The sequence below is a fragment of the Aeromonas sobria genome (assembly GCF_006243315.1).
Taxonomy (GTDB): Bacteria; Pseudomonadota; Gammaproteobacteria; order Enterobacterales; family Aeromonadaceae; genus Aeromonas; species Aeromonas sobria_A.
In genome coordinates, this window is sequence record NZ_NKWE01000029.1 from 35,215 (window position 1) to 47,046 (window position 11,832).

The 11,832-nt window shown below is 58.6% G+C and carries 14 protein-coding genes; 7 read left to right on the top strand and 7 right to left on the bottom strand.

Annotated elements, in window-relative coordinates:
• The first annotated feature begins 194 nt into the window (after window positions 1-194).
• Window positions 195-1,187: a LysR family transcriptional regulator gene (locus tag CF137_RS10080; RefSeq protein WP_101316689.1), complete on the top strand. Its 993-nt coding sequence runs from the start codon at window positions 195-197 to the stop codon at window positions 1,185-1,187.
• Here the strand turns inward: CF137_RS10080 and CF137_RS10085 are convergent.
• Both CF137_RS10085 and CF137_RS10090 read right to left on the bottom strand, forming a co-directional pair.
• Entirely contained in the window at window positions 1,160-1,759 is a 600-nt protein-coding gene (locus CF137_RS10085) for a YhgN family NAAT transporter (protein ID WP_042019740.1), read from the bottom strand. The two genes, CF137_RS10080 and CF137_RS10085, sit on opposite strands and share 28 nt — an antisense overlap.
• A gap of 99 nt (window positions 1,760-1,858) precedes the next feature.
• Entirely contained in the window at window positions 1,859-2,104 is a 246-nt protein-coding gene (locus CF137_RS10090; RefSeq protein WP_068978315.1) for a YecH family metal-binding protein, read from the bottom strand.
• A gap of 209 nt (window positions 2,105-2,313) precedes the next feature.
• On the opposite strand from CF137_RS10090, the gene CF137_RS10095 reads away from it, so the two are divergent.
• A complete protein-coding gene (locus CF137_RS10095; RefSeq protein WP_139718902.1) occupies window positions 2,314-3,600 on the top strand; it encodes a dicarboxylate/amino acid:cation symporter in 1,287 nt (428 codons plus the stop codon).
• 11 nt (window positions 3,601-3,611) lie between these two features.
• Here the strand turns inward: CF137_RS10095 and CF137_RS10100 are convergent, their stop codons facing one another.
• Together CF137_RS10100 and CF137_RS10105 are read right to left on the bottom strand one after the other, a co-directional pair.
• Entirely contained in the window at window positions 3,612-3,926 is a 315-nt protein-coding gene (locus tag CF137_RS10100) for a putative signal transducing protein (RefSeq protein WP_042019746.1), read from the bottom strand.
• A 9-nt stretch (window positions 3,927-3,935) separates the two neighbouring features.
• Window positions 3,936-4,838: a LysR family transcriptional regulator gene (locus CF137_RS10105; protein WP_101316681.1), complete on the bottom strand. Its 903-nt coding sequence runs from the start codon at window positions 4,836-4,838 to the stop codon at window positions 3,936-3,938.
• Between the two features lie 97 nt (window positions 4,839-4,935).
• On the opposite strand from CF137_RS10105, the gene CF137_RS10110 reads away from it, so the two are divergent.
• Window positions 4,936-5,988, top strand: a complete 1,053-nt coding sequence (locus CF137_RS10110; RefSeq protein ID WP_139718903.1) for an HlyD family secretion protein — start codon at window positions 4,936-4,938, stop codon at window positions 5,986-5,988.
• A complete protein-coding gene (locus CF137_RS10115) occupies window positions 5,988-7,541 on the top strand; it encodes a DHA2 family efflux MFS transporter permease subunit (RefSeq protein WP_139718904.1) in 1,554 nt (517 codons plus the stop codon). The genes CF137_RS10110 and CF137_RS10115 overlap by 1 nt, the downstream gene beginning before the upstream one ends.
• 79 nt (window positions 7,542-7,620) lie before the next feature.
• Here the strand turns inward: CF137_RS10115 and CF137_RS10120 are convergent, their stop codons facing one another.
• Window positions 7,621-8,247, bottom strand: coding sequence for a lysoplasmalogenase (locus CF137_RS10120; RefSeq protein WP_101326240.1), 627 nt, complete (start codon window positions 8,245-8,247; stop codon window positions 7,621-7,623).
• A gap of 175 nt (window positions 8,248-8,422) precedes the next feature.
• On the opposite strand from CF137_RS10120, the gene CF137_RS22080 reads away from it, so the two are divergent.
• Complete coding sequence (locus tag CF137_RS22080; RefSeq protein ID WP_005348505.1) at window positions 8,423-8,578, top strand: hypothetical protein; 156 nt, start codon at window positions 8,423-8,425, stop codon at window positions 8,576-8,578.
• A 79-nt stretch (window positions 8,579-8,657) separates the two neighbouring features.
• On the opposite strand, the gene CF137_RS10130 is transcribed toward CF137_RS22080, so the two are convergent.
• The gene (locus CF137_RS10130; RefSeq protein ID WP_139718905.1) at window positions 8,658-9,776 is read right to left on the bottom strand and encodes a fatty acid desaturase; all 1,119 of its coding nucleotides are present in this window, start codon (window positions 9,774-9,776) and stop codon (window positions 8,658-8,660) included.
• Between the two features lie 147 nt (window positions 9,777-9,923).
• Between CF137_RS10130 and fabR the strand changes: the two genes are divergently transcribed.
• The gene (fabR, locus tag CF137_RS10135; protein ID WP_005339921.1) at window positions 9,924-10,544 is read left to right on the top strand and encodes an HTH-type transcriptional repressor FabR; all 621 of its coding nucleotides are present in this window, start codon (window positions 9,924-9,926) and stop codon (window positions 10,542-10,544) included.
• A gap of 19 nt (window positions 10,545-10,563) precedes the next feature.
• Window positions 10,564-10,929, top strand: coding sequence for a YijD family membrane protein (locus tag CF137_RS10140; protein ID WP_033137671.1), 366 nt, complete (start codon window positions 10,564-10,566; stop codon window positions 10,927-10,929).
• Window positions 10,930-11,024: 95 nt separating this feature from the next.
• Here the strand turns inward: CF137_RS10140 and CF137_RS10145 are convergent.
• On the bottom strand, window positions 11,025-11,832 hold an 808-nt coding region (locus CF137_RS10145; RefSeq protein ID WP_139718906.1), incomplete at its 5' end, for an IS1595 family transposase.

Sequence of the window (11,832 nt, forward strand, 5' to 3'; positions counted from 1 at the left end):
CAAGTGAGCAAATAAATCAGAGCCAAAAAATAGGGCGACCCAAAGGTCGCCATATTGATTGTGCTACGTGTCCCCTCAACCGCTACATCCTGTACCAGTGGTTCATGCGAACCTGAGACCATTTGAGGATAAGATCGCCAAGATATGAAAACAAATGGTATAAATTCATCTTAGAATTGAATGGGATTCATATCATGCTACTGGAACAACTGGGTCGCATCGACCTCAATCTGCTGATTATCCTGCAAGTGCTGCTGGAAGAGCGCAACGGCAGCAAGGCAGCACGCCGCCTTCATCTAAGCCAGTCCGCCGTCAGCAAAGCCCTCGGCCGCCTGCGCGATACCTTCAATGATCCCCTCTTCATCCGCTCCGCCTACGGGCTGGAACCCACCGGCCGCGCCCTTGCATTGCAGCAGCAGTTGCAACCCATCCTGCTGTCGCTGGACAACCTGATCCAGCCGCCCGAGTTCGATCCCGCCAGCTCGGAGCGGGAGTTCGTCATCGCCAGCATGGACAGCGCCTTCACCCTGTTTGCACCACTGTACTTGAGTGAGCTGAAACGGCAGGCACCACGGATCCGCTTGCGCTATGAGGAGTGGACCGAAACCAGCCTGACCGAGATGAGTCAGGGCCAGGTGGATATCGCCTTCGCGGTGCGGGAGAACTGCATCAGCTCCGATTACCGGCTCGACACCCTGCCCGGCAACATCTGCCAGCGGCTGCTGGCCATCGATGACCTCACCTGTCTGGTACAGCAGCACCACCCAGCCCTGCGAGAGCCTGACTGGGATCTCGGGCACTATCTCAGCTACCCCCATGTGCAGACCTACTGCGAGGGGCGGGATCGCTGGATGCTGGACCACAAGCTGGCAGAGCAAGATCTCTACCGCCGCATCGAGGCCACCGTCCCCTCCTTCGAGGCCGCACTGCGGATGGGGATGCACTCCGACATGATTGTGACCCTCTCCAAGCTCTATGCCCGCAACGCTACCCAGGTCTATCCACTGTTGCAGCTACCGCTGCCCATCGGGCTGGACAGCATCTCCCACCTGCTGATCTGGCATCAGCGCCACAGCGAGGATCCGGGCCATCGCTGGCTGCGGGAGCTGCTGCTGACCCAGATCATGAGTCAGCTACAGCCAGCGTCGGGCCACGAGGATCAGGGGATGGCGGTCACCGAAAGATAGTGATGTACCCCATCCAGCAGCATCTGGACCGCGATCATCACCAGCAGCATGCCCATCAGCCGCTCTACCGCCGTGAGCCCTCGCTCACCCAGCAGCTTGTTGAATACCTCGTAGAACATCAGGATCACCGCGCTGGCCGCCCAGGCAATAAAGAGTGCCAGCGACCAGTCCACCATCCGGGCGGGTTCCTGATTGGCCAGTAGCATCAAGGAGGCCAGGATCGAGGGACCGGCAATCATCGGGATCGCCATCGGCACCAGGAAAGGCTCTTCACCTGCCGCCAACCCGGTGACGCCCCCTTCACTGGGGAAGATCATCTTGATGGCGATCAGGAACAGGATGATGCCGCCGGCAATGCTGACCGCTTCCTGTCGCAGGTTGAGGAAACCGAGGATCTGCTGACCGACAAACAGGAACAGCATCATGATGGCCAGCGAGAAGAGCAGTTCGCGGATCATCACCTTGCGCCGCCGCTTGGGATCGATATGACGCAAGATAGAGAGGAACACCGGCAGGTTGCCCAGCGGATCCATGATCAGAAACAGCATGACTGCGGCAGAGAAAGTATCCATACAACGCCCTGGCTACGCCTTGAATAGGGAAAAGAGAGGGGGCGAAATATAGCAAAAGGCGAAGAATTCAGCGAGCGCCATGATGCGCTCGCAGGAGAGTCAACCGTGGTTGCAGATCTTGTCGGCGCGGGTCTGGAAGCCGTCGGCCGAGTCGATGAATTTGCCACGGGCGGCCAAAAAGTCGATCAATGCCTCCCCATCCATCTCGCTGGCGCTGCAGGTATGAAACCGCGCATCGGCTCCGAACCGCTCCGCCATCGCCTGCTTGAGGCTGGCACGGCTAAATTGGCCCCCTTGCTCCAGCATCATCTCCATCACCTCATGACCATGTACCGATTGCGACATTTTCCACCCCAATAATAAATATGCAGAATGTACATTAAAGCCTGCCTCGCACTGGGAGACCTTGATATAAACCAACAAACCGCGCATTAGCTGACCAGAGGGGTGGTCAGCGCCCACGCTTTGTCGATAATGTGGCAACCCGGTGCAGGGATCGCTACACTGGCGCCCCATTTTAGCCATCGCAGACAATGTATAAGGATATTGGCGTCATGCAGTTCCATGGAGAGGCTATCAAGCCCTGGCAGATCTGGACTCGCCGTCCGCTCTGGCTCAAGACCCTGATCGGTATGCTGCTGGGGGTCGGCCTCGGGGTCGGCATTGAGGAGCAAGCCTTGCTGCTCAAGCCCATTGGCGTGTTGTTCGTCAACACTATCCAGATGCTGATGGTGCCCCTCATTTTTTGCTCGGTCATCGCTGGCCTCACCTCGCTGCTCAAGGGCAAGGCCCTGGATCGCATCGGCATCAAGGCCATCTGCCTCTACTTCTGCTCCACCGCCATCGCCATTTGCATTGGCCTGATGATGGGCTGGCTGCTGGAACCGGGCGTGGGCGCCGACATGGGCCCCTATCTGCGGCCCGGGACAATGCTAGATTCACCCTCGCTAGCCAACGTGCTCGGCTACCTGGTGCCCAGCAATCCGGTGCAAGCGATGGTGGATGGAAAAATTCTGCAGGTGATCGTCTTTGCGGTGGCGCTGGCGGTGGCCCTCAATGCCTGTGGTCGTCGTGGCCGTCCTGCCATTCTCTTCTTTACCTCGCTGGCCGAGGGGATGTTCAAGCTGACCCAGATGGTGATGGCGCTCGCCCCTTACGGTGTCTGCGCCTTGATGGCCTGGATGACCAGCAAGTACGGCCTCGAGCTGCTGCTGCCGCTGCTCAAGGTGATCGGCGCTGTCTACCTCGGTTGCCTGCTGCACGTGCTCGGCGTTTACAGCACCCTGTTGCTCCTGCTGGCACGGCTCAATCCGCTGCACTACTTCAAGAGCATCGTCGATGCCCAGGCAGTAGCCTTCACCAGCAGCTCCAGCAACAACACCCTGCCCATCAGTCTGGCCTGCGCCGAGCAGCGGCTGGGAGTCTCACCCACTATTACCGCCAAGGTGCTGCCCATCGGCGCCACCATCAATATGGATGGCACCGCCCTCTATCAGGGGGTGACCGCGCTGTTCGTGGCACAGGCATTCGGGGTAGATCTGCACATGGTGGATTACCTGACCATCATCAGCATCGCCACCCTGGCCAGTATCGGCACGGCAGGCACCCCGGGCACCGGGCTAATGCTGCTGACCCTGACCCTGACGGCGGTCGGTTTGCCGCTGGAAGGAGTGGCGCTGATTGCAGGTATTGACCGGATCCTCGACATGGCGCGCACCACGGTCAATGTATCGGGGGATATTCTGGTATCTGTGCTGATCGCCCGCAGCGAGAACGAGCTGGATTTGGCGACCTACCATGATGCCAGCGCAGGGGAAGATATCGACTTCCCGCTGCGCTAGCGGCAGAGCGATCAGCTGTCGTGGGGATCGTGATGACAGCGCCAGCAGACCTCAAAGTTGGCGCCGTTCTCCTCCCCGCACTGGCCACAGAGCCAGCCATTACCCTGGCGCTGCTGGTAACGCTCGATGACCCGCCCCGCCTTGCTGCGGTCTTCGCCACGCACCAGCAGGGTCACCTGCAGCATGTCTACCGGCAGGTCTCCCAGGGCGCCAAACAGTCCATCGCCATTGAGCCGCACCACCACCCCTTCCGCCTCCAGAGCCCCTTTCAGGGCGTGGGCCTCCAGAGTATGAGAAGCGCGATAAAGATTGATCCAGTTATCCATAGCTCCCCCTTACAACAACTTGTCGATGCCAAACTCGGCGCTATTTTCCACCATGAAATCGATAAATACCCGCAGCTTGCGCGGCATTAGCCGCCGTTCCGGAAACAGCAGGTAAATCGGCACTCTGGGCTGCTGCCACTCCGGCAACAGGGTCACCAGTTCGCCACTGGCCAGCTCTTCCTGACAAAGCATAGCGGGTAGCGAAGCCAACCCGATCCCCGCCTTAGCCGCCTCCCGGGCACAGGTAATATTATTGACCCGAAAACGGGATGGGGGGTCAACCAGCACCTCTTTACCATCCCGGTCGAAACACCAGTGAGAAGCGAGAAAGCCACTGCTCACCGTCACCCGCTCATGGTCGGTTAAATCCTCTGGCCGGGTAATGGCCGGACTGCGCGCCAGATAGTCAGGACTGGCACAGAGCAGCCGACCCGTGCTCCAGAGTCGCCGCGCTGCCAGATTGGAGTCGCTCATGTCACCGACCCGGATCACCGCATCCAGCCCTTCGCTGATGGGATCTATCACCCGGTTGGTCAACTCCAGCTCCACCTGCAAGCCGGGATAGACCTGCAAAAATTTGGCGACCATCCGCCCGATCACCAACTGCCCCGTCTCGATAGGCACTGCCAGCTTGAGGGTGCCGGTCACCTCCTGCTGGCTGGCGCTCAACATCAGCTCCGCCTCGGTCAGGGCATCGACCGCCTTGCTGCAGTGCAGATAGTACTTCTCCCCCTCCTCGGTCAGGGTGAGCTGACGAGTAGAACGATAGAGCAGACGTACCCCGAGCCGCTGCTCCAGTTCGGCGATACGGCGACTCACCATCGCCTTGGTCATCCCCAACTCCTGAGCGGCGGCGGTAAACGAACCTTTGTCGACAATACGCACCAGAATTAAGGCTGCATTGAGATCCATTGTTGCACCAGTGAAACTGTATATCTCGTGAACCAATACTAATCGAAACAGTCGACCAGTGTTAGCCTGCCCGCCTTACGTTCAGGAATCCCGCCAAATGCGTCAACACCAAAAAATCCCCCTGCTGGCCGCCATGATATTGGTGCTGATCGGTCTGCTGTTCGCCGGTTACTGGTATCTGCACGGCCGCTATTTCGAAAGTACTGACAACGCCTATCTGCAGAGTGAAGTGACCGGGATCCGATCCAAACTGCCGGGCTATATCAGCGAAGTACTGGTCACCGATAACCAGCCGGTCAAAGCAGACCAGCTGATCGCCCGTCTTGATGACCGCGAATACAAGAACAAGCTGGCAGAGGCCGAAGCCAATCTGCAACTCAATCAGGCCACCGCCGAGAATCTGGCCGCCACCCGCACCCAGCAGTTAAGCCTGATCCAACAAGCGGAGGCCAGAGTCGCCTCCGCCAGTGCCGAGCAACTCCGCGCCCACCAACAAGTGAACCGGATCAGCCAGCTCAACCAGCGTAACTACAGCTCGCAAGACAGTCTGGACGAAGTCCGGGCCGGTCTGCAGGTCAATCTGGCACAGGAGCAAGAGGCCAAAGCCGCCCTACAGGCCGCCCGCGAGCGACTGCTGGTACTGGATGCCGAACGCAAACAGAATCTGGCCAGGCTGGCCCTTAGCGAGGCACAACTGGAAGAGGCCAGGCTGGAGCTGACTTACACCGAACTGCGGGCACCGGCCGATGGCATCATCGGCAAGCGCAGCTTGCGGGAGAGGCTTTATGTCCAGTCCGGCATGCAGGTCGCCAGCCTGGTGCCGCTACAACAGGTATGGGTCGAGGCCAACTTCAAGGAGACCCAGCTCGCCCATATGCAGCCGGGCCAAAAAGTAGAAGTGGTATTGGATGCCTACCCTGATCAGCCGGTCGAGGGGATTATCGACAGCCTCTCCCCCGCCACTGGCGCCAAGTTCGCCCTGCTGCCACCGGAGAACGCCACCGGCAACTTCACCAAAATCGTCCAGCGGGTGCCGGTCAAGATCCGCATCCCCGAGCCGGGTTCACTGGCAGGCAAACTGCTACCGGGTCTCTCCAGCGAAGTGATCGTGGATACCCGTACTCCTGAAGCCGTGGTTGCCGCCAACTGATGGAACCCATTCCACGTCGCCACTGGATCGCGGTCATGGGGGGCCTTATCGGCGCCTTCATGGCCATTCTCGATATCCAGATCACCAACGCCTCCCTGAAAGATATTCAGGGGGCACTATCAGCCACCCTGAGCGAAAGCTCCTGGATCTCCACCTCCTATCTGGTGGCAGAGATGATCGCCATCCCCCTCAGCGGCTGGCTGAGCCGGGGGCTGAGCGTGCGCCGCTACCTGCTGTGGACCACCGGCGCCTTTATTATCGCCTCCGTGCTCTGCTCGTTCAGCTGGAACCTCACCAGCATGATCATCTTCCGGGCGTTGCAAGGCTTCACCGGTGGCGCGCTGATCCCGATGGCCTTCTCCCTCATCGTAACCTTGCTGCCACTGCATAAACGAGCCACCGGCATGGCGCTGTTCGGCCTCTGTGCTACTTTCGCCCCGGCCATCGGCCCGACCCTCGGTGGCTGGCTCACCGAACAGATATCGTGGCACTACATCTTTTATATGAATGTGCCGCCGGGACTGTTGGTGATGGCGATGCTGGCCTACGGGCTGGATAAGAAACCGGTAGACTGGGCAGTGATCAGGCAGGTCGATCTGATCGGCATCGTCACCATGGCCCTCGGCCTCGGCCTGCTGGAAGTGGTGCTAGAGGAGGGCAACCGGGAGGACTGGTTCGGCTCGAGTTTCATCATCCGACTCTCGGTCATTTCGGCTGTGGCACTGGTGTTCTTTGTCATCAGCCAGCTGATGCGGCGGCACCCGCTAGTCAATCTGCGGCTACTGCACAACCCGCGCTTCGCGCTGGCCTGTTTCGCCTATCTGATCCTCGGGATGGCGCTGATGGGCTCCATCTACGTGCTGCCGCTCTACATGACCCAGATCCACAACTACAACGCGCTGGAAATCGGCGAGGTACTGATGTGGATGGGATTGCCGCAACTACTGGTGCTGCCGCTGGTGCCCAAGCTGACCCACAAGATAGACCCCCGTTATCTGGTGAGCTTCGGCTTTCTGATCTTCGCCGTCAGCTGCTTTATGAACGTCAATATGAGTGCTGACTATGCCGGGCCACAGTTAATACAAGCGTTGATCGTACGGGCACTGGGGCAACCCTTCATCATGGTGCCGCTCTCCCTGGTCGCCACCGCCAGCCTGAGCCACGACGAGATCCCCTCCTCCTCGACCCTGCTCAACGTGCTGCGCAACTTGGGGGGTGCCTTCGGCATCGCCATCATCGCCACCCTGCTCGACAACGATACTCGCACTCATGTGGTGCAGATCAGCAGCACCCTGGCCGCCAGCAGTATCGAGGGTCAGAGCTATCTGCTGCAGTTGGCCCAAACCATGATGGAGCAGGGATCAAGTCCGGAGATCGCCCAGCAGCAGGCACAAGCTATGCTGACCAATACCATCAACCGGGAAGCGGCCATCATGGCCTACAATCAGGTGTTCTACATCATGGGGATCTTTCTGCTGATCGCCAGCGCCCTGATGCTGTTGCTCAAATCCCCCGCGCCACGGGCGGCGGATGCCGAACCGCTAGAGGCGTAAAAAACGGCCGGGACATAAAACGAAAAACGGGCAAGCGCCCGTTTTTCTTTATCTGTTACCTGCACTCAACCACCGGACGCTATCCCGCCAGCGACCCCGCAATCAGAAACTGGGCGGCAAAGTAGCTGCTCATGATCCAGGCGCGGGCGTGGGGAAAGGGACGGCGGAAACGATCAAGCGCCAGCATGCAGTCGGAAAAGAGGAACATCAGCGCCCCCACCAGAGCAGCCGCAGAACCTGCGGTGAGCGAGGCGTGCCAGGCACCGGCAGCCACCCAAGCCATGCCGATGATCACCAGCATGTAGCAGAAGACCGGGATCCGCATCTCCCCCAGTTTGCCCCACAAGATGCCAAACACCATGCCTGCGACCAGTAACAGCAGCAAGCCATCAACCAACTTGAGCACCAGCGGCCCCTGGGCAAAGCCGACGATATAGCAGAGGTGTGCGACAAAAAATGCGGCCAGCCCCTGAATAAAGCGATCAGTTGGCAGCATCAGCAATACATCTCCCGCTAACGAGAGGCAGAGACCGAGCAAGATCCAGGCGTGAGAACCATCGTGGTCATAACTCTGATAACCGAACGCCAGCGCAATGATCAGCAGCATGGTCAGCGGCTTGCTGATATAGAACTGGCGACTATCTGAACCGTAGGCAGCGCGGATATGCCACCAACCGGAAGCGATGATCAAGAAACTCAATAACATGCCCTGCTCCTCACCTGTTGCTCGCTGTCATACGGCAACCGTTTTTATCATGGTGCAGGGTAACAAATTCCTTGCTGCAGTGGCAGAGCTGCTTATCAAATGGGCAGACTAAGCCTAAAGTCTAATTGCCCACCCGTGTGGTTCAGGGCATAAGAGACGGGTCTGGAGGATCACCATGGAAGAAGCTATGAAAAACTATCTGCCCGCCATCGATATCATGATGTGCCATCTGGGGATCAGCTTTGAGCAGGCCTGCGAACAGCTGGGTCTCAGCCAGCAGGAGCAACAGGCACTGGATCAGTTGCAGCAACAGCAGAGCCAAGCCAACTAGCCCGTTCAAACATGCATACCAAAGAGAAGACCGCCAGCAGGCGGTCTTCTCTTTTAGTCTGTGTGATAACCGGACGGCATCATGCAATGCCTGCCAACAGGCGACTCCAATTGCGCTTACCTGCGATAAAGCCATCCCGCAGGGCCCGGTACTCCAGTTGCAGCTTGAGGCGGTCATAGCGCGCCAGCGCCTTGCGCTTGCGCAGCTCCAGCAGCCGTTTGCGACTGGCATAGTAGTGCTGCAATTGCTCGCTCAGTTTGTCGTACTCCTCCTGCAGCAACGCCTGCCATAGCTCGCGATCTTCCTGCTTGCGCAACCTGGCTTGTGCCCGTTTCAGTTGCATCTGCAGCCGGGCTTGTTCGATACGCTCCTCCGGCGAGGATCTGAGATCCCCCGCCAGACCGCACCAGGAGGCGAGCCGGATCAGCCACTTGGTCGGATCGAACTGCCACCAGTGAATGCCGTTGCGGTAGTCATTCTCGAACAGGTGGTGAAAGTTGTGGTACCCCTCGCCAAAGGTGAAAAAGGCCAGGATGCCGTTGTCGCGAGCAGTATTGCGGTCGGTATAGGGTTGACTGCCCCAGATATGGGCCAGCGAGTTGATGAAGAAGGTGGTGTGGTGAGTCATCACCATCCGCAGCACGCCCACCAACAGCAGCATGCCGAGCAGATCCCCGTGCCACAGGCCTAGCAGCAGCGGCAACCCCAGATTGGCCGCCAGCGCCAGCGTCAGATAGTGACGGTGCTGAAACGCGACGACCGGATTGTTCTGCAGATCCCGCACATTGCTGTAATCGCCATAGCGCTCTCCCTGATGCTCCCGCAACATCCAACCGATGTGGGAGTACCAGAAACCGCGCCCCGCGCTGTAGGGGTCTTTTTCGTTGTCATCCACATGACGATGGTGACGGCGGTGATCAGCCGACCAGTGCAGGGCCGAATTCTGCAACGCCAACGCGCCGCCGATGGCAAACAACCACTGCAAAGCGGGGTGCGCCTTATAGGCCTTGTGCGACCAGAGCCGGTGATAGCCTGCGGTGATGGAGAGACCACTCAGGCAGAACAACAACAGGAAACTGGCCCACTGCCAGAGATCATAACCGTGGCTCACGCCGTACCAGGGCACGACAATCAACGCCACTATCCCGGAGAGGGAGAACAGCAGGGTATTGGTCAAAATAATTGGGGGTCTGGCCATCTCATTGCATCCTTTCAGCGAACAGCTGTTAGCCATTTTCTATGGCGATTTCCTCACGGTCAATGGTAAAAAAGTAGGATACAAACCTGACCCTGAGGCGCCTTCGGGTTATCATTTGGCCTCAATAAGCTGAAGGTGACTGATTTCGTGGGTATTCGCGCTCAACAAAAAGAAAAAACCCGGCGTACATTGATCGACGCTGCATTCAGCCAACTGTGCGCCAATCGAAGTTTCTCCAATCTCAGCCTGCGGGAAGTCGCTCGTGAAGCGGGTATCGCCCCCACCTCTTTCTATCGCCACTTTCGCGACATGGAGGAGCTGGGGCTGACCCTGGTTGACGAAGGTGGTCTCACCCTGCGCCAACTGATGCGCCAAGCACGCCAGCGCATTGCCGGTGGCGGCAGTGTCATCAGCACCTCGGTGCAGACCTTTATGGAGTTCGTCGAGAACAACCCCAACATCTTCCGGCTGCTGCTGCGGGAACGCTCCGGCACCTCGGCCGCTTTTCGTCAGGCGGTGGCGCGCGAAATCCAGCACTTCATCGCCGAGCTGACCGATTATCTGGAAGCCACCACCGAAGCGCCACGGGAAGATGCCTACATCCAGGCCGAAGCCATGGTCACCATTGTATTCAGTGCCGGTGCCGATGCGCTCGACATGACCAGCGAAGAGTGCCGGGCACTCTCCGACCGTACAATTCGCCAACTGCGGATGATCGCCATGGGCGCCGAGGTGCAAAACCAGAAGCGCCGTGAACCTCACCCATGACCACAGGATGGAGAACGACATGCCTGAACAGCTTATGATCCCGAAAAAACCGCTCGCCATGGCCATGCTGATTGGCATCTGTGGCGATGCCTCTCTAGCCGTGCTGACCAATTCGGTCGTGCCCTTCTCCTTCTTCCCGCTGATTGCCCTCTGGCTGGCGGCCTATCAGCTGTTCCAGCACTATCGCCATGAACCCATGGTGGGCAATACCCCCATCTGCACCCTACTCTGCTTCTTTATCGGTGCCTTCGGCCACTCCGCGCTGCTCAAGGTGCAATACCCAGAGCTCGGCAGCAACTTCTTCTCCCTGATCATGATGCTGCTGCTACTGGCTGCCCTCTCCATCAAGCTGGGCCTGAGCATTGGCAAGAAAGAGAAGCCCTGATAACGCGACCGAGTGATGGTAATCACCTGATAGATAAACTAAAGAGGCCTTCCCAACGGGAAGGCCTCTTTGTTTGCGCTGTACCTTATTAATGGCTATGTCCCAATTACGTGTTGCATGGGGTGCCCCAGCGCCTCATGCAGACACGCTTTGATATTCACTCCCTTCCCGTAACGCTCCAGCATCCTGCGCCAACCCAGATAATTCCTCAGATAATGAGTTGCCACGCCATGAAAGCGCACCATCCATTCTTTCAATCGATGGTGATAGCCGTTTACATGTTGAATGTGGAATGCTCCTACCACCCGCTCACCCTGACGATTGCGCACTACTTGATGAGTCACGCCCTGCACTTTACTGAAACTGGCATACACGCCCGCGCCATCGCTACACAGCACGGCATCCGGCGAGACAAGGGGCTTCAAGACCGCGATAACCGTTTCGGCATTCATCTTTTCCAACTGAAAATCTGCATGATGGCCAGCACGGTCTTGCACCACCATCACCGGGATGTAATCCGGCCCGGTTCCCCGGGTTCGTCCTTTACCACCGCGATGCCGTGCCGGACGCGGCAGTCCCCGTTGCCCTTTGAACGACTCGAGGAAGAAGGTCTCATCGACCTCAACAATGCCCTCTTCTCGTGTGGCTTGATGGGCGGCCATCGCACGCAAGAAGCGGTGGCGCCAGAGGAAAGCAGTGTTTTTGCTGACCCCGCAACGCAGAGCGGCCCGGCGGACAGTCAGCCCTTCAATGAGGGCTTGCGCGTAGTCTTCCCAGCATTGGGCTTTACGTAATCTGGCCAAGGGGGTCTTGGTCAGCACGGTGCTGGTGCGCAGACACAGTTTGCAACGGTAGCGACGTAGTCCCCGACTCCATCCCCAGGGAGCCAGCTGATTGGCATCG